Consider the following 16,894-nt stretch of genomic DNA (forward strand, 5'->3'; position numbering starts at 1 on the left):
GATCTTCAACGATATGGCCGTCCCATTTATTGCACCACGGAGCGCTCAATGTTGGACCTGCAGAAGACGCTCGAGCTTCCTGGATGGGGTATTCGGGCATGCCTGTCCGCCGAGGGGCAGCTCATCTTGGTCACAGCGCCCCATCGTTGGTAATTGCAAAAAGGTTGGATTCCCGGTGCATTCCAATACGACACAACACACGCCTTCCGGTCGCCGGGTTGTGAGGGCACTCAGCAGGCGTGCCGTACTCGGTAGCCTTCTTGCGGCGCCCTTCCTTCCGTCATCGTCGGTTGCAGCGCGCCCTGTGCGCATTGCGTCTCTCGACTTTGCCCTGGTGGAGCAACTTATCGTGCTCGGCGCGCCGCCGATCGCTGTGGCCGAGGCACGTGACTGGAACAAATGGGTTAAGGAGCCCCCATTGCCCACTGGCACCATCGATCTGGGTACGAGTTTTGCTCCCAACATCGAGCTGCTGGCCGCGCTGGGGCCCGATCTCATCCTCACCACGGATTTCGTCGCTATGGTGGAGCCAAGGGTGAGTGGCATCGCTCCGGTCGAGCGCATTAGTATCTATTCGCCCGGCGGCTCGCCGCTGCCGAAGGCGGTCGCATCCATGCGGCATCTCGGTGCCATTCTGGGTCTTCAAAACCGTGTCGAGGCGTATCTGCAGGAAACCGAGGCGTTCTTCGACGCGTGCGCCGAGCGGGCGCGCCCCTTCTGCGACAAACCCATCCTCATGCTTTCCTTTCTCGACCCGCGACACGCGCGCGTCTACGCGCGGCCCGGATTGCAGCAGGATGTCCTCGACCGCATCGGACTGCGCAACGCTTGGCCGAATGAAGGGAGCTACTGGGGCTTTGGGACCGTAGGAATCGAACGCCTCGTAGAGGCTGGCGAGGCGGTGGCCGTCACCGACTATATGCCGCCCGATGTTCGGGCTGTGCTCGAAACAAGCCCGCTGTGGCGGTCGCTGCCGATCAGGCGGGCCGGGGGGCCGATCCCAATCCTGCCGCCGGTGCTCGCCTTCGGAGGGGTCCCCGCGGCCCGGCGTTGGGCAACGCTACTGCTCGATGCGCTGGAGGAGCGCAACCCATGAGCGATGTCTTCCAACCATTGAGAACAAGCCTACGCGGTGGTGTCGGGCTTCTCATCCTTGGCCTGACAGCTCTTGCCATCGTGCTCATGGCGCTCGTGCTTGGGTCCAAGCTGCCGCTGCTGTTTCGTGTGCCATCGTCAGACTACGACCCTGAGCGCATGGTGTTAGTCTATGCCACGCTGCCACGGCTCGTGATGGCGGTGTTGTGCGGGATGGCGCTCGGAGCCTCCGGCGCACTATTGCAGCAGGCTTTGCGCAATCCTCTTGCTTCTCCCAGTACTCTTGGCATCGATGCCGGCGCCAGGCTGGCATTGGGGATCACGACGCTGGTTGTTCCCGCTCTCTTCGGCTGGGGAAGAGATGTCGTCGCGCTTGTGGGCGCCGGACTTGCCACCATGCTGGTGTTCGCGCTGAGCCGCAGGCAGGACTTCTCTCCCTTGTCCCTCGTCCTGTCGGGCTTGCTGGTCAGCCTCTATTGCGGTGCGCTGACGGCCGCGCTGACTCTCATCGAGAGCCGCTATCTCGCAAGCCTGTTCGTTTGGGGGTCTGGCTCCCTGAGTCAGCAAAGCTGGACGCCTTCAATCGATCTGGCTATTCGCCTCGTTGTCGTTGCTCCGTTGGCGCTCCTCCTCGTGCGTCCGCTCGCGCTGCTTGATGTTGGCGAGGATGCGGCACGGGGGCTTGGCCTGCATGTGTCTCAGTTGCGCCTGCTTGCCGTCGCTCTCGCTGCCCTGTTGGCTGCCTTCACTTCAAGTGCCGTCGGGGTGATCGCATTCATCGGCCTCGTCGCTCCATTAATCGTGCGGTTGTCCGGGGTGAGCAGTTTCGCCGGCAGGCTTGCGGGGGCCACCGTCATCGGCGGGTTGCTGCTCCTGGTCACGGACCTTCTCTTGCAGACGCTGACAGGATTCTATGCGGATCTTCTGCCCACGGGCGCGGTGACCGCGCTCCTCGGCTCGCCGATTCTCCTCTGGCTTCTCCCCCGCGTCACCGCGGCCTCCAGACCGGTGCAGCCTTCGGCGTTGATGGCACGAAGGCGAATGTCTGACAGAAAGCTTTCACTGCTGCTACCGCTTTCCCTTGTTGGCCTCGTGGTGCTGCTTGTGATCATGGCTCTGTTTCTGCAACGGGCTCCTGACGGAGCCTGGCAAGTGCTCGCGTCCACGCAAGTTACAGATGTTCTGCCTTACCGCTGGCCTCGGGTGCTTGCGACGGCAGTCGCGGGCCTGCTCCTTGGCACAGCGGGTTTCCTGCTGCAACGGCTCACGGGAAACGAGATGGCGAGCCCAGAGATCCTGGGTGTGAGTGCTGGCGCTACGTTCGCAATGGCAATCGCTCTGGTCATCGGACTTGCGCCCACACCGGCAATCCTGACGACAGCGGCTGCGATCGGTGCGGCAGTTATCTTGGGGTTCATCCTCCTGCTGGCGCGCCGGAGCGGCTTCCAGCCCGAACGCATGCTTCTTGCCGGTGTCGCACTCTCGGCGCTTCTCGACGCGGTCATCGGCTTCCTGTCGTCGGCTGGCGATCCGCGGGCGTTTCAACTCCTGGCATGGCTGACCGGAGCAGGATCGTCCTTCGAGCCGCAATCGGTGGCGATTGCCTTCGTCTTGGCTGGGCTCGCCATCGGCGGTGCGCTGTGCCTCACCCGCTGGCTCTCCATCCTGCCGTTGGGGGCAACGGCCGCGATCGGGCTCGGGGTTCCGATTGCCGGGGTACGCATCCTGCTCATTGCCCTTGCGGTGCTGGCAACCGCCGGCGCGACGCCCCTCGCAGGCCCTTTGACGTTTACCGGACTGATTGCTCCGCATTTGGTTCGATACCTCGGTGTGACGGATGTCGCGGCTGGCCTGACCTCCAGCGCGTTAGCCGGAGCGGCAATTCTCATTGCTGCCGATTGGGCAGCTCGCATGATCGCGTTTCCGTTCCAGTTGCCCACAGGCCTCGTCGCGTGCCTGATCGGTGCTCCTATCCTTCTCTGGCTCCTTCAAAAGCGGACAGCATGAATTCGACGGCGTCGCACACACACAGCCCAACCGGTGCCGGTGGGTTCACATTGGAGAGCGTGCGCTTCCATGTAGGAGACGTGCCAATCCTGCATCCCATCTCGACCAGGATCGGCGGCGGGGAAGTGGTCGGTCTTGTCGGACCCAATGGCTCAGGCAAGTCCACGCTTCTGAAGCTCCTCGCGCGCCAGAGTGCGCCGAGCGGCGGGCGCATCAGCTTCGAGGGCCGTGCGCTGGCCGATTGGGAATCGCGTGATCTGGCACGACGGATCGCCTATTTGCCTCAGTATCCGCAGACCGGCAGCGAGCTCGTTGTCCGTAAGGTGGTGGCGCTCGGCCGATACCCGTGGCATGGCCCCTTCGGCCGCTTCACGGAAACAGATCGCGTGCGCACAATGGAAGCGATGGAAGTGACCGGGACCGGCGCTCTGGCCAACCGCCATCTGGAGATGCTTTCGGGAGGGGAGCGCCAGCGTGTCTGGCTGGCCATGCTGGTGGCGCAGGATGCACATTGTCTGTTGCTCGACGAGCCCATATCCGCGCTGGACATCAGCCATCAGATCGAGGTCCTGTCGCTGATCCGCAGCCTGGCGCACGAGGGCGGTCGCAGTGTCGTTGTCGTCCTGCACGATGTGAACATGGCATCGCGGTTCTGTGACCGCATCCTTGCACTGCGGGGCGGCCGTCTTGTCGTCAGTGCGGGTGTCAATGGGTTCATGACACCGGAGACGCTGCGGGAAGTCTACGGCGTTGACATGGAGATCCTGCCCCATCGCCTGCACCCGGCAGGCATTGCGGTGGCGAACTGATTTTCGAGCGCGCCTCGAAGCTGGAGAGGTGCAAGAGAGGAGGCGGCTTTGCTGGGTCTGATGCAGCTTTAAGGCTTCGCCTACCCCAGCTATGAAGTGAGGGTATAAGGGCGCTGGTGGTGAAGCAAGGAAGCAAGAACCCATTCAAGGGTCGAAAATTCACGGCGGAGATCATTCGGTGGACGGTCCGGTGGTATCTTATGTTCTCAAGCAGCTACCGCGATTTCGAGCGCATGCTCTTGGATGGTGGTGTGCAGGTCGGCCACACCACATGTTCCGCTGAATCCAGGTCTATGCACCGGAGGGGATGTCACATTAGCTCAGTACAGCCGTTGGCCGACCGACACGGACAGTTGTTGCACCGCCCAAGTCGTTGATTTTCCTCAGTGCGAGGTTTTTCCCTTGACGAGTACAGGGTAGTATTCGCCGTTAATGTGACATTCCCCCCTCGGCAATCCCTTTCTTGTTATCGCGGCTCGTTTTGCAGACTTAGGAAGGTCGGATCGAAATCGGCGAGTTGCTGGAGGCGTGGCCAGTCCTCGATAGTGACCATCTCACCTCGCCAGGTGATCAGGTTTTCCTTCCGCAGGTCCTGGACAACCCGGTTCACGTGAACGGCGGAGAGCCCCAGCGTGTCCCCCAGCTCTGCCTGGGTGAGGGGAAGCCGGAACCTGTAGCCTTCGGTAAGCCCCACGACCTGAAGGCGGACAAACAGCGCGCAGAGCAGGTGAGCGGCATGCTCAAGCGCCGAGCGCCGCCCTACGGCCACCATCCAATGGCGGTGAATGGCGGCATCCACGGCAAGGCTCACGGCAAGCAGACGGGCGAGATGAGGGTGGTTCTCGAAGATGTCGTGCAGCGTCTCGTGAGGCACCATGCCGATCGTACACGGGGTGATCGCCAGGACAGAATGGTCCATGGTCTTCAGCAGAAAGCTATGAAGGTCGGTGAAATCGCCGGGGACGTGCAGGGCGGTGATCTGGCGCTTTCCATTTCTGAGGACATTGTAGCGCCCAGCAAAGCCCTCGATGAGCACCGTACTCTCGGTTGGACGGTCGCCCTCCCGGATCATGTCCTCGCCCCTGCCCACGGTTCTCTGCCGGACAACAGCGCTCTCCAGAACCTGTCGTTCGGCCTCTGAGAGGCGGTCGTACTGCTCCAGTTTGCGGATGAAGGAAGAAGTCAGGATAGGGCTCTTGCTATACGACGGTTGCCAATGCCTAGCAGCTTAGCCGAAGAGCCTCGCAATGGCGACCAGGGACCAGCCATGCCCCGTTAGCCTTTGAGTTCGAGACAAACGGCCTAACGCACCGTTGGCGACATTCAATCCTCAGGTGTACTAAACTTGGGAGCCGTCTCTCGACGCTCCTCATCGTCAGCCAGCGTGTCGAGCTGCCGGGCGGTCTCAAGCAACTGCTCGCGGCTCTCACGGATGCTGATCCATAGGGCAACATCTCGGGCCTGCTGGGCGCGCTTGCGGTACTCGGTCACTTTGGTTTCCGGTCGCTTCGCCATAGTATTTCGAATTGGTTCAGATCATCCAATCCAAGATTTCGGAGGAATATTAGCTGATCCAGTCGGAGTGACCTTAAGATAGGTTAACCGGAGCCTTTCAATCAAAGGCATTTGCGAAAGTCGCGGTCGTCGCGCCTCAAATTGTCAAAATCCTGTCCCAAGCGAACAAGCACGACTCTCTGGGTGCGCCAGACTGAGGCTATGGCAATCCCCTCTGCTCCGAGAGCTGGCTTGCCCCAACCTCACTGTGGCCAACAACCGCTGGCCGAAGAGTTGCGGCGCATGCTCCAGCTTGATCTGATCCGGGTCACCTGTTCGGCGGCCAAAGTCGCCAGCCGCTATGCGGTGTCACGCCGGACGCTGTCCCGGCACCTAACAGCCGAAGGCACTTCGTTCCGACAGTTGAGCAACGAGGTCCGCTGCGAGATTGCCTGTATGCTGCTCGCCAACTCGGACTTCCCAGTCAGCCAAATCGCCGGGATCCTGAACTATGCCGAAACCAGCGCGTTCACCCGCGCCTTTCACAGATGGACAGGCCAGAGCCCATCAGCTTGGCGCCGGACCCATCAAGGGCGTACGGGCTAATCACCACGTTGGTCGTAGGCGTGACTTCGCCAGCGCCTTGGTCTCTGTTCCGTACTGCGCCTTATGCGAAATTCGCGCGGACGTAGCGCTACTCATCGAACAGCACAAGAACTCCGACCGCCATCCCAAAGGTGGCGTCGGGGATCGGAAGCGACACCAGGTCCTCAAGATCCATAGCAAGCTCACCTAGGCAGGCGGTTCGACATTTCGCGGGCTCAGTGCAGCGAAAAGATACCCTGCCCCTGATTGGAAGCAGAGAGCGGGATGCGCGCCACTGTTCTGCCAAGCCCATCCATAACCTCAAGCCACCAGTCCTGCCACGGGTCTAGTGCAAGGCCCTCTTTGATGAGTTCATCCAACGCCCTGATAAGGGGGATTAGGGCGCCCTCCTCTTGGAAGAGGTCGATCCCCTCCTCGTCCGGAATGACCTCATAATCTGAGACAAGATGGAAGAAGTATCTGGCTGATACAGGCATTGCCGATCACCGAACAGAGCCATCAAGCACAGGACAAGAGGCCACGACGAGGTCAGCAATATGGCGAGAGAAGAGCAGAATGCCTATTAGCTCGTAGCGACGATACGTAGGTATTACTGAAGGACTAGCATCCTTCCGCCGCCTCGCCAGCCCCATTCCTTAAACGACCTCCTCAGAATTTCACACACGGCAGCGGTTTATATGGATTGGGTTTGCGTGTATGTGCCAGGCAGCAGGCGTTCATACATGCGCCGGATCTTGCCATAGCATTCACACGCCACCTCCTCGAGGCCTGCCCGGTCGGTTACGGTGATGCTGCCTCTGGCCTGCTGGATCAGACCGGCAGTCTGAAGCGTACGGGTGACAATACTCACCGAAGAGCGCTGCACCCCTAGCATTTCGGCCAGGAACTCATGTGTGAGCAGAAGGGTATCCTGCCCCGCCCGATCATGCATGGTCAGGATCCAGCGGCAGCAGCGGGCCTCCACGGGGTGGACTGCGTTGCACGACACGTTCTGGAACGTGTGCATCAACATGGCTTGGCTGTAGTTCATGATAAGCCAGCGGATGGCCGGGCGGGCATTGCGCACCTCGTTCAGCCGCTCGAAGGCAATACGTGAGGCACTCCCGCTCAACTGCACAACATAGCGCCCGAACGCCTCCCGTGTTGCGAGTTCGGCCAGAAGGCCACAGACCCCTTCCCGCCCGAACACCGCCATCTCCACTGTGCCACCGTCTTCCATGACGTTCACGAGTGAAATGACGGCGTCATGCGGGAAGTAGGAGAAGCGTAAAGTGTCGCCGGGTTCGTAGAGCACTTGGCCCCGGGTCAGGTTCACAACCTCCAAGTGGGCCTTGAGCGCCGCAAGGTCCTCCGGCACCAAAGCAGCCAACAGCCGGTTCATGCGATGGTCGGCTCGGTTCTCGGCCATGGCGACCTCATCGCCCCATTCATACAACGTGGATGAGCGCTGATTGTCTCAGCGCAGCCGTCTCCAAAATAATATCGCCAGGATTATGCCCCACCGCCGCGATCCTGAATTACTCCAAGCCAAGCGCCTTCAGCCGCGCCTTCCGGCGCTGGACAGGCCAAGCCCCATCAGCTTGGCGCCGGGGCCGTGAAGGGCATTACGGAAGGGCACCACGCTTAATGCGCAGACGCTTATTTCAGGTTGGCCGCGGGCGTTTTGACAGGACTCGGAGCAACTCGGTATGAGCCGCCAGAGCCGAATCCATGCTTTCACTAAGGCCCACTCCCATTAAGAGTCGGAACGAAATTGCTGCCCCAGAGCGGCGACACGCCATTCAGGGCGCCCACACGCAACACAGCCTCCGGGTATTTGGATCCAGTTAGCGACGCTCGAGGAATAGAGGTCTTTTGACCATCCCTTAACCGCAGCCGCCGCCCACACGGGCCATATACGTGGCCGAGGTACCGTTTCAGTCCTCGAATCCCCAGCCCTTGAATTGAGTGGCTTTCTGAAACGACGACAGGCTTTTCTCAACTGATTTCCGGTCACGGGGGTCATGATCCCAAAAGATCAATTTCACAGTATCTTGCGATACGAAGTAGTAGCAGCCGCTGTATTGAGCGGTTGATCTGCCCGAGAACCTGCTGACAACATTGATAACCAGATTTCTGGCTCCACGAATGTCCGGGCATCGCTCTGATGTCTTTGCCGATAACTGGTCTGACAGCATAAAATAGGCCGTATGAGCATTATCAATGTCTGTCTTCGATGAGGCTATGATTTCGGCCTTCGCCCCTGTGCCGGCGAGCAAGCCCAAAGCCAGCACAACAATCGAACTCTTCAACTGCATCTCTATACCCCTGCGCCCTGCGCGCCATGTACCGCTACCGATTGTATTTCGGCATTGGAAGCGCCGACGGAGTTTAGTCTGTGAATTGACCTTGCAGGTTCGGGTGATGTCATGTCTGGATGGCGCCCGTTTGGCAATGTGCTTGTTGATGACGGTTGGGCCTCGCGGGGCGGGTGCAGTCATGTCTCCGGCCTGTAAGCGCGGTGCTGCATGACCGCTGGCCCTGATGTTTTCCGCTGAACCTGGTCCCTCTCACGTTATCGCGCTTGACTGACGCAAGACAACACCACGGGTTTCCCAGATCTGGCGGTCCATATCCGCTGTGGCTTCACATCATCTCATCATCACCGTGCCAATTGGATGCCCCGAGGGGCGAATAGTGTGAACGGGGCGGCAACTCCCGTGCTCCCCGGCTCATAAGCCGTGCTCCTGGCCATCACCGCCCAGGCGATCCGGGCGATCTTGTTGGCCAAGGCGACGGCGACCACCTTGAACGGTTTCTTGGCCAGGAGGCTCCGGGCCCAATCCGCCAGCGCCGTCCGGGTCTTGCCGGACTTCATGCTGTAGAGCGCCGCATGCGCGCCGACGACCAGCAGCTTGCGCAGATGCCGGTTGCCCATCTTGGAGATGGAGCCCAGCCGCGCCTTGCCACCGGTTGAGGGCTGCCGCGGCACGAGGCCGAGATAGGCGGCAAACTCCCGGCTGCCCTGAAGCAGGCTGGCGTCTGGAACACTGGCCGAGAGACAGGAGGCCACAATCGGGCCGACGCCCGGAATGCCGGCGAGCCTCATGCTGACCGGATCGCTGCGGTGGGCGGCCAGAATGGCTTTGTCGAGCTTGGCGATCTGCGCTTCGATCTCAACCAGCATTGCCGCCAAAGGCTGGAGTGCGACCCGGGCTGTGACGGGGAGGCCGGGACTGGTGGCATCATGGATAAGGGCAATCAGTTGCCGCGTGTTGCGAGCGCCTTGCGCTGCCACGATGCCTAACTCTGCGAAGTGACCGCGCAGAGCATTGATCAGGGCTGTCCGCTGCCCGATCAGGAGATCGCGGGCGCCGTGCAGCATGAGGGTGCTCTGCTGCTGCGGGCTCTTGACCGGGACGAAGCGCATCGACGGCCGAGTGACCGCCTCGCAGATGGCAGCGGCGTCGGCGGCATCGTTCTTCTGCCGGCGCAGATAGGGTTTGACATAGGCGGGCGGGATCAGGCGGACGTCATGCCCGAAGGCCATGAGCGTGCGGGCCCAGTGGTGAGCCGTCGCGCATGCCTCCAACCCGATCAGGCAAGGCGAAAGGGTGCTGAAGAAGCCTGGCACCTGGCTGCGCCGCAGCGCCTTGCGCAGGACGATCTTTCCACTTCTGTCGACGCCGTGCAGCTGGAAGACGTTCTTCGCGATATCAAGGCCGACGGTGGCAATCTCAGACATGATGGATAGTTCCTCTCCGGTTCTTCAACATGCCTATTCTGGCACGTCTGACGCTGGTGGAGGGCGCCATCCACGACATCACGGTAACTTGGCGTCAGGATATCCCACGGTAGGCCCAGCTGCATGAACCTGCCGGCTATCAGCTATAAGCGCCACCGCTTTCCACCTCAGATCATCGCTCATGCTGTTTGGTTGTACTTCCGCTTCCCACTGAGCTTGCGCCTGGTCGAGGAAATGCTGCTCGAGCGTGGTATCGTTGTATCCTATGAGACTGTGCGGCGCTGAGCGATGAAGTTCGGGCCATCTTACGCCGGCCGTCTCAGGCGCAAGACGCCAAGCCCTCGCGACATCTGGCACTTGGACGAAGTCGTAATCAGCATTGCCGGTCAGCAGCATTGGCTGTGGCGTGCTGTCGATCAGGACGGATACGTCCTCGACGAGATCGTCCAGACGCGGCGCGACACCAAGGCGGCCAAGCGCTTGCTGAAGCGCCTCTTGAAGAAGCAGGGCTGCGCTCCCAAGCGGCTGATCACCGACAAGCTGGGCTCCTATGCTGCCGCCCGGCGCCAGATCATGCCAAGGGTCGAGCATCGCTCGCATAAGGGTCTGAATAACCGGGCGGAGAACTCCCATCTCCCATTGCAGAAACGTGAGCGGGCGATGTAGGGGTTCCGATCACCGGGAGACCTGCAACGGTTCACCTCGGTCTTCTCAGCCATCAGAAACCTGTTCGTTCCGCCCCGCTCCCGCCGCTCTGCTCTCGCTACCCACCTCCACCGCCTCCAGGCCGTGGCGGCGTGGAAGTCTGCAGCCGGAGTTGCCGCGTGAGCAGGTCCGCCGACCGATTTTGCCCCCGTGCGCCTGATGCAAGTTTATGTGACAGCACCTTCAGGCGTGTCCACGTTCAGGAGCCGCACCCGCTCCCGGCCCAGGGCTATCGTGTCTCCGTCTATGATGACGACGCGGCGGCCGTCGATGGTTTCAGCGTGTGTCCGTGCTAGAGGGACCAAGGGGAGGCATAGGGACAGGGAGAGGATGAGAGCGGCATGGGTATCCATTGTCCTCATTCTAGGGCGCCTCCAGTTGCGCGGCATAGGTCGGGTAGCTCTCCCGCAGCAATGTCCGCATGTCCTCTAACTCGCTCATGGGCGGGTTGTCGTGTGCCTCAAGTGTGCGGATCGCCAGAAACAGGGCAAGAGCGGTTATCCAGGCTTCGCGGGTGCGTATGAGGTTGCGTGTCATGCTGCGGCCCTGGAGGCTGCGGGAGCCGGGCGAAACCACGGCTCCACGGGGTTGGTCGAGGGTTCTTCATGTCCATCTGGTTCAAGGTCGCCGCCGTCTTCCAGATCCGGGCAACCGTCGAGCGCATCGAGCATGTCTATGGCCCGTTGGATCAGGCTTTCAGCGTAGAAGCGCCATTTCCGATACTGAGCGGGAGTCATGGCTTCCCCCTCTAGTGTTGGGAGGGAGGCGTCGGACGCTTGGTGGAGGCTCCAGCCAAGCGCAAGATGTCATCGATCAGAGACGGGATAATGTTGTCCAGTACCCGGACATCAGCTTGATCGTAGGCATATTCCGAGGCAACGCGCGCCTTCTCCACGAGGCCGGCCCAGGTCTGCGCCGGGATGTCCTGAATGGCGAACTCCAGGTCCGTGTAGAGATCCATGCACTCGTCAAAGGCCTCGCCTTCCAAATTGCCACTTACCGCGAGCCCATAGGCAACATCGTGCTCCCGAGCGAGGCGCAACAACTCAGTATCGGCTTCAGGTGCGGCCATAGCTCCGATCGGAGCGACCACGACAGAAGCAAGAGAACCCGCCACCATGGCGCGGCGGGAGGTATCAATTCCGCCCCCCGCACGAGATCCCCGAGAGCGGAGCATCATCCGTGCAGCCGCATTGTGGAAGCGTTCGCGGATAGACAGGCGGGGCTTGTCGCTGTTGCGCTTGAAGAGGTTGAGAGCGGGCATGTGAGTGTCTCCTTACGAGATGCTGACGAGGAAGCAGGCGAGGTAGAGAAGGGCAGTGCCGGCCAGGATCTTGGCGGGCAGAGCGGGGGCGCGAAGGCTCGTTGCCATTCCAGGTGCTCCGGAGGCTGACGGGTAGGCTGTTATGGTTTGCTAAGGTTGAAGAGCTACGGCGGAGCCTGTGCTTGGTTGGGCATGACGCCCTCCTCAGTTCATCGCGAGAGCGCGCTGGGCCTTGGCGTGGCGCCAGATGGTCTTGAGGGCGAACCCGACGAGCTGGGACCAGGACGTCTTGGATCCCTTGGCCTTTTGGGCACGGGCGGAGGCGACGGCTGCCTTCATGATGGCCGAGCGGTCATAGGAGCCCAGAACCGCGAAGGGGACGGCAGCGACCTCCCTGGCGAGGCGATCCAGGTGGGCTATCTCCAGGGAGCGTGCGGCGAGAAACCCCGGGGCGGCCGGAGCGCTACGGTCATTGCGGATGTCCCGCATTGCGGAGGACCAATCTATTTTCCGGTGAGCAGCCATCGCGTTACCTGTTGACGTGCTGTTGATTGCACTTATGGTGTAATCACTAGCCGGATAAGCTGTCAACACTTATCAAGTAGGTTTTTACACGTTAGGGGGAAATTGTGATAACAGGGGAGCAGTTGAGAGCAGCCCGAGCCATGCTCAAGATGGAGCAGGGTGAGCTTGCAGAGCTCTCGGGGGTCTCAATCGAAACCGTCAAGCGCTTGGAGCGAATGGACGGGGTTCTAAATGCCCAAGCCGCGACGCTGTACAGCTTGCAAAAAGTGCTTGAAGGCGAGGGCGTTATCTTCATCCCCGAAAACGGCAATCTCCCTGGCCTGAAGCTCAGACGCGACCCGCCGCCTGCAATCCGTACCCGCAAGAAGAGAGGCGAGGCTTAGAAATGGCCTACACGCTCTCTCGACTTGCCCCTGGCAACTATGACGTCGTGCTGGATGGAGCAGTTATCGCCAGTCTCGTCCGGAGTGGCAAATCGAATGACGCTATGTGGACTGTAGAACTCCTGATCGACTTCCCTCCAGAGGAAAGGCCGGCTCCCTTTACGGAGACAGAGCACACGTTCGGGAGCTTGGATGAAGCTCAGAGGTGGCTTTGGCGCACTGAGATCGGCGATGTGGGTGGAAATCGCTAGGCATGGCCGACATTATTCAGTTCCCACAGCGCACTGAGACGCAAACCTTACACTTCGACGAAAAGCACGCCTTTGGCGAAATCGGAGGTCTGATGCTCTCCCTCGTGCAGGAGCAGGGCAATGAGGACGCACCTTTTGCCCTTGTGCTGCTTGGAGGCGCTAGCGGGTTCTTCCTACTGGAGTCTTTCGAGCCAACCCCAGAGGGCCTCGAGTCAGCCAAAATCGCCGGCGATATCACACTACGCGCTTTGGCTGTCGCTCACGACAACTGGTCAGAGTAGTTCCACACATACACCGGCGGCACACACCCTGCCTCCTTGTCGGCACAGGTCGGGACGAGACATCGCTAGCCGTCCGGTTTTAAGGGTACCGGAGACTACTGGCAGCCATTACATTACCCTTGACGAAACTACTGGTAGCCATTACCGTTGTGAACATGCAGAGGTCATTCAGACACCCACCTTCCTAGCAGACGCCAAGGCGGCGGCGCTGGATGATGCCGAACTGACCGAGATAACCGCGACCATCGCCGCCAACCCTCTCATCGGGGACATCATTCCCGGCACGGGTGGCGCCCGAAAGGTCCGGTTCGGAGGCAAGGGCAGTCAGGCGGGTATCGGGTCATCACCTACTACGCTGCCGAGGACGTGCCCGTGTTCCTTCTGGCGCTGGTCGACAAAGGCCAACGGGCCGACATCAGCCAAGCCGATAGGAACGCCCTGCGTGAAATCCTTGGCACCCTCGCGGACGAATACCGCAAGGGTGTTCGTGACAGGCTCCGGAAGACCCGAGGCTGACCACTTCTAAACGGGTGCGTAGCGCACCACGGAGAAGAACAGACATGAGCACACTAGGAAAGCGACTGATCCAGGCAGCGGAGGAAGCCCGCACCATCGCTCGGGGCGAGGCCGATCCGTCCACCTACAAGGTTCACGTTCCCGCTGAAATCGACGTGAAGGCGATCCGCCAGCGCCAGAAGATGACACAGGCTGAATTTTCGGCCCGTTATGGCTTCCCGCTCGGCACCCTCCGCGATTGGGAGCAGGGCAAGGGCAAGCCTGACACCTCCGCTCGGGTGTTGCTCCTTGTCATTGCGAAGGAGCCGCAGGCCGTTGAACGTGCCCTGAAGGCTGCCTAAGCGCATGCACGGGTCTGTCGGGACCGAGTTCGAAGGCCCGTCGGCCGGACGTGGCAAGTGGAGTCAAGCCGGAGTTCCCCACAAGGGCTGGACCTGCATCGGCATCGAAGACCTCGAGGACAACAAGGTCTCATGCGAGATGTGCGAGGCCAGGGAGGTCCGGGACGCTCACTATATGTGCCATCCCGACTATCCCGAGACCCTGCTGTGCGGCGGCATCTGTGCCGGCCACATGGAAGGGGATTTGGCCAGAGCCGAGGAACGCGACCACCGCATGATCAATGCTGCGAGACGTCGGGCCAATTGGCTCACCCGAAGCGGATGGAAGCGCTCGGTAAAGGGAAACCCTACAATTCGGACGGATGGGTACCAGGTCACAGTCTTCAGGTAAGGTGCCGACTGGAGCGGCATGGCCGTCCACCAGGGGACTGACACCAAGCGCTTCCTTCCTCGAACCTATCCGACTTCAGACGAAGCAAGGCTCGCTGCGTTCGATCTGCTCCTCATGCTCAAAGAGAGCTGATCGTAGAACCCGCTTCACCACACCCCGCCATCCGCTGACGCGGGCGGGGATGAGGTTACGCTAAACCCGGCTGTCGGGACATCGTCTGGCGGTTCAGTTGGCTCCGGCAGGTCCGGCCCCTCACCTGGATCGGGCTCTACCTCTGGAACTGGCGTCGGTATGTCAGGCAGCGGAGGCGCCGGAATGTCCGGCTGCGGTGTATCTGGGTAGGGGATGTCAGACATCGCGGCTCTCCCAGCTATTGTGTGCCAGGCGGCGGAACATAGGGCACGTCGTCGGGCTCAGGATCCCCACGCTCGGATGGAGTGCCGTCCTCAGGAACGGGATCCAGCTCCGGAAGCTCAGGTAGGGGCACTGAGTCCGGCAATATCGGATCGTCTGGTTTTGGATCCCGTGGATCCGGACTGCCAACCATCTCGCGCTCCATGGAAGTTCTTCCAAAGAAGACGTTCATACGGCCACAGGTTCCCTTCCGCCATAAATGCATCCGACTATCTCAAATCCAGTCAGCCGAGGGTGGGACGTGGCCGTATTGGCAACCAGAATTGTGCCCCTTACGTTATTTGCTATGTGTGACGATTGGAGGGTTTGATGACCCGTAAGGATCGTGTTGCGCTCTATGGCCGGATCGGGCTCGTTTTGGCTTCCTTCGCCATCATCGGCGGGGTTGTTGCCGCGCCTCTTCTCCGACCGCTGTGGTCCCCGGGGCTAGCAGTGGCTCAGCGGTAAGGAGGCCATGAATGAAAGACCCCGCGGCTGAGCTGAGACAGGCGGCCTCAGACTACAAGGCAGCCTTAAAGAAAATGGCGCAAGTGCAGGAGGGTCTCGCCTCCCATTTGGCCTCGCTAGCGGATGAGTTGGAGCGATATGGCCAGCCCGAGACCGCTGACCTGCTTCAACAAGCATGCCACCGCCACAGAGCGTCTAGCATCAAGAGCCGCGCCATCGTGGCTTCCCTGAGTATGGCTGACCAGAGCATCCTGGATCCCGCTTCACCACACCCCGCCCGCGTCAGCGGCAGGCGGGGTTGCGGTTGCGCTTGATCACCGCCTAGAACTGAACGAAGCCACATGGAGGCAAGCGATGGATAAGACTCGAAAGGTTGCCGAAGCTGTCCTCGGCGAGTTGGGGACGCGGCAAGGCTTCCATGAGTGGTGGGCCAGCATTGATCCGGAGACGCAGAGCCAAATCCTGGAAGCAGTCGGAAGCGCTGCTATCGAGGCTTTCGAGAACAGCGAATAGTGATGATCAACCTGGAAGCTGCCCAGGGCAATTCACCCTTAATCGAGCCCCACCGTCTTGGGCGTGCTGTCCTCGACCTCCAGGACTGTCGGTTCCTCCGCCTCAAGCTCTTTTAGGGCCAGATCCCTCCAGTAGCGAAGCTCGGCCGTATCTTTGCCGACACGCTCCTCTGCAATGATTGCTTCCCACCCAGGCCCTTGCTCGTTCGCGAGCTCACAGGCACGGGCCGTGATTTCCTCCTCCGTGAACCGAGACGTGCTCATGAGGACCTCCCTATCGCGAATGGAAAGATGCCAAGCAAGTGTGACGGGATGGTGATGCCTCCCGGTCGATTGCCAGTGAGACTGGCAGTACTGCGGGCACATTCTTGCCGGCTCAAAGTTGGCTCGAGTTGAGCAGTGTCTTGACGAGATGAACCAAGGTTTCTGGATGAACAGGCTTCCCAATAAAGAGAGCGCCGTCGGGCAAATCGCCGGCCTTTGGAGCCGCCCGCCCAGAGGCAATCAAGACGCCAATTTCCTGCCAATCCGCTCGCACCTTCCGAGCCAATTCGAAGCCATTGATGCTGCCTCGCGGCATCTCGACATCGGTAACGACGCCTTGAATGTCAGACACAGCCTTTAGAGCCGTCAGGGCTTGATCGGCATGAGCGGCCTCGATCACTCTGAAGCCCGCATCTTCCAGCACATCGACCAGGGTCATTCGCACAAGAACTTCGTCTTCAACAACAAGGATAAGCGGGGGCATTGCAGGCCCCGATCCTGGCCTGCCCGTTGAAAGAGGGATCACTGGAATTAAGTTCCTAATGTAGAGCTTTTTGACGAGACCCGATAATTAGGCGAGCCGACGGAAAGGAAACCCGTTCATGCATGTTTTTGGAGCCTTCGAGCTGGACGTCCAACCTGGCACTCCCAACAACCCGGCATCCATCAGGGTTGCCCTTCTCCGATACGTCCGGGGCGAGGATGGGCGCCTCTTCATCACGCCAGAGTGCACCTCCTTTGAGGAGGTGGAAGGGCAGCTCAATTCCCTCCAAGACGAACTTGACGAGATCCGGGAGAGAGCCCGCCGAGCTTTCCAGGTTGCTTAGGCCCTCTGGAGTGGCTAAATGGCCGCGCATGAATGAGC

The 16,894-nt window shown here is 60.6% G+C and carries 23 protein-coding genes and 1 pseudogene; 12 read left to right on the forward strand and 12 right to left on the reverse strand.

Annotation, left to right across the window (positions count from 1 at the left end):
• Positions 1-304 precede the first annotated feature (304 nt).
• From U0023_RS29930 to U0023_RS29940, 3 genes are read left to right on the forward strand one after another with little or no spacing between them, the layout of a single operon-like run.
• The gene (locus tag U0023_RS29930; RefSeq protein WP_195904162.1) at positions 305-1,096 is read left to right on the forward strand and encodes an ABC transporter substrate-binding protein; all 792 of its coding nucleotides are present in this window, start codon (positions 305-307) and stop codon (positions 1,094-1,096) included.
• Positions 1,093-3,102: a Fe(3+)-hydroxamate ABC transporter permease FhuB gene (gene fhuB, locus U0023_RS29935; protein WP_009489620.1), complete on the forward strand. Its 2,010-nt coding sequence runs from the start codon at positions 1,093-1,095 to the stop codon at positions 3,100-3,102. Before U0023_RS29930 ends, fhuB begins: the two co-directional genes overlap by 4 nt.
• Entirely contained in the window at positions 3,099-3,911 is an 813-nt protein-coding gene (locus U0023_RS29940) for an ABC transporter ATP-binding protein (protein WP_009489619.1), read from the forward strand. The genes fhuB and U0023_RS29940 overlap by 4 nt, the downstream gene beginning before the upstream one ends.
• Before the next feature lie 466 nt (positions 3,912-4,377).
• Here the strand turns inward: U0023_RS29940 and U0023_RS29945 are convergent, their stop codons facing one another.
• Both U0023_RS29945 and U0023_RS29950 read right to left on the reverse strand, forming a co-directional pair.
• Positions 4,378-5,100: a Crp/Fnr family transcriptional regulator gene (locus tag U0023_RS29945; RefSeq protein ID WP_322883916.1), complete on the reverse strand. Its 723-nt coding sequence runs from the start codon at positions 5,098-5,100 to the stop codon at positions 4,378-4,380.
• 134 nt (positions 5,101-5,234) lie between these two features.
• Positions 5,235-5,426: a hypothetical protein gene (locus U0023_RS29950; protein WP_009489617.1), complete on the reverse strand. Its 192-nt coding sequence runs from the start codon at positions 5,424-5,426 to the stop codon at positions 5,235-5,237.
• A 282-nt stretch (positions 5,427-5,708) separates the two neighbouring features.
• On the opposite strand from U0023_RS29950, the gene U0023_RS29955 reads away from it, so the two are divergent.
• On the forward strand, positions 5,709-6,011 hold the full coding sequence (locus tag U0023_RS29955; RefSeq protein ID WP_009489616.1) for a helix-turn-helix domain-containing protein: 303 nt from the start codon (positions 5,709-5,711) through the stop codon (positions 6,009-6,011).
• Between the two features lie 215 nt (positions 6,012-6,226).
• Here U0023_RS29955 and U0023_RS29960 read toward each other — a convergent pair whose 3' ends face one another.
• The 4 genes from U0023_RS29960 to U0023_RS29975 form a co-directional block, all read right to left on the reverse strand.
• Entirely contained in the window at positions 6,227-6,487 is a 261-nt protein-coding gene (locus tag U0023_RS29960) for a DUF6894 family protein (RefSeq protein ID WP_009489615.1), read from the reverse strand.
• A 197-nt stretch (positions 6,488-6,684) separates the two neighbouring features.
• Complete coding sequence (locus U0023_RS29965) at positions 6,685-7,419, reverse strand: Crp/Fnr family transcriptional regulator (RefSeq protein ID WP_009489614.1); 735 nt, start codon at positions 7,417-7,419, stop codon at positions 6,685-6,687.
• A 508-nt stretch (positions 7,420-7,927) separates the two neighbouring features.
• Entirely contained in the window at positions 7,928-8,308 is a 381-nt protein-coding gene (locus U0023_RS29970; protein WP_040638056.1) for a hypothetical protein, read from the reverse strand.
• Between the two features lie 344 nt (positions 8,309-8,652).
• A complete protein-coding gene (locus U0023_RS29975; RefSeq protein ID WP_322883896.1) occupies positions 8,653-9,735 on the reverse strand; it encodes an IS110 family RNA-guided transposase in 1,083 nt (360 codons plus the stop codon).
• A gap of 123 nt (positions 9,736-9,858) precedes the next feature.
• Here U0023_RS29975 and U0023_RS29980 point away from each other — a divergent pair.
• Positions 9,859-10,563, forward strand: a pseudogene (locus U0023_RS29980) (IS6 family transposase).
• A 240-nt stretch (positions 10,564-10,803) separates the two neighbouring features.
• Here U0023_RS29980 and U0023_RS29985 read toward each other — a convergent pair.
• From U0023_RS29985 to U0023_RS30000, 4 genes are all read right to left on the reverse strand, one after another.
• Complete coding sequence (locus tag U0023_RS29985; protein WP_009762677.1) at positions 10,804-10,977, reverse strand: hypothetical protein; 174 nt, start codon at positions 10,975-10,977, stop codon at positions 10,804-10,806.
• A complete protein-coding gene (locus U0023_RS29990) occupies positions 10,974-11,177 on the reverse strand; it encodes a hypothetical protein (protein ID WP_154661084.1) in 204 nt (67 codons plus the stop codon). Before U0023_RS29990 ends, U0023_RS29985 begins: the two co-directional genes overlap by 4 nt.
• An 11-nt stretch (positions 11,178-11,188) precedes the next feature.
• Positions 11,189-11,704 carry a hypothetical protein gene (locus tag U0023_RS29995; protein ID WP_322883897.1) on the reverse strand — a complete coding sequence of 172 codons (516 nt, stop codon included), beginning with the start codon at positions 11,702-11,704 and terminating at the stop codon, positions 11,189-11,191.
• 204 nt (positions 11,705-11,908) lie between these two features.
• Positions 11,909-12,193, reverse strand: coding sequence for a hypothetical protein (locus tag U0023_RS30000; RefSeq protein WP_052600564.1), 285 nt, complete (start codon positions 12,191-12,193; stop codon positions 11,909-11,911).
• A gap of 140 nt (positions 12,194-12,333) precedes the next feature.
• Between U0023_RS30000 and U0023_RS30005 the strand changes: the two genes are divergently transcribed.
• The 7 genes from U0023_RS30005 (at position 12,334) to U0023_RS30035 (ending at position 15,766) form a co-directional block, all read left to right on the forward strand.
• Entirely contained in the window at positions 12,334-12,612 is a 279-nt protein-coding gene (locus U0023_RS30005; protein WP_040638611.1) for a helix-turn-helix domain-containing protein, read from the forward strand.
• A gap of 253 nt (positions 12,613-12,865) precedes the next feature.
• The gene (locus U0023_RS30010; RefSeq protein WP_195904234.1) at positions 12,866-13,144 is read left to right on the forward strand and encodes a hypothetical protein; all 279 of its coding nucleotides are present in this window, start codon (positions 12,866-12,868) and stop codon (positions 13,142-13,144) included.
• A gap of 372 nt (positions 13,145-13,516) precedes the next feature.
• Complete coding sequence (locus tag U0023_RS30015) at positions 13,517-13,660, forward strand: hypothetical protein (RefSeq protein WP_245272969.1); 144 nt, start codon at positions 13,517-13,519, stop codon at positions 13,658-13,660.
• Between the two features lie 44 nt (positions 13,661-13,704).
• Positions 13,705-14,001 carry a helix-turn-helix domain-containing protein gene (locus U0023_RS30020; protein ID WP_009762742.1) on the forward strand — a complete coding sequence of 99 codons (297 nt, stop codon included), beginning with the start codon at positions 13,705-13,707 and terminating at the stop codon, positions 13,999-14,001.
• 4 nt (positions 14,002-14,005) lie between these two features.
• A complete protein-coding gene (locus U0023_RS30025; protein WP_009762743.1) occupies positions 14,006-14,392 on the forward strand; it encodes a hypothetical protein in 387 nt (128 codons plus the stop codon).
• Between the two features lie 723 nt (positions 14,393-15,115).
• On the forward strand, positions 15,116-15,253 hold the full coding sequence (locus U0023_RS30030; RefSeq protein WP_009762745.1) for a hypothetical protein: 138 nt from the start codon (positions 15,116-15,118) through the stop codon (positions 15,251-15,253).
• Positions 15,254-15,607: 354 nt separating this feature from the next.
• Positions 15,608-15,766 carry a hypothetical protein gene (locus U0023_RS30035; RefSeq protein ID WP_009762747.1) on the forward strand — a complete coding sequence of 53 codons (159 nt, stop codon included), beginning with the start codon at positions 15,608-15,610 and terminating at the stop codon, positions 15,764-15,766.
• Positions 15,767-15,804: 38 nt separating this feature from the next.
• On the opposite strand, the gene U0023_RS30040 is transcribed toward U0023_RS30035, so the two are convergent.
• Entirely contained in the window at positions 15,805-16,029 is a 225-nt protein-coding gene (locus U0023_RS30040; RefSeq protein WP_009762748.1) for a hypothetical protein, read from the reverse strand.
• A 112-nt stretch (positions 16,030-16,141) separates the two neighbouring features.
• Positions 16,142-16,513, reverse strand: coding sequence for a response regulator (locus tag U0023_RS30045; RefSeq protein WP_009762749.1), 372 nt, complete (start codon positions 16,511-16,513; stop codon positions 16,142-16,144).
• Positions 16,514-16,894: the final 381 nt, after the last annotated feature.

Origin of the sequence: Microvirga lotononidis, from assembly GCF_034627025.1 — a bacterium.
Classification (GTDB): domain Bacteria; phylum Pseudomonadota; class Alphaproteobacteria; order Rhizobiales; family Beijerinckiaceae; genus Microvirga; species Microvirga lotononidis.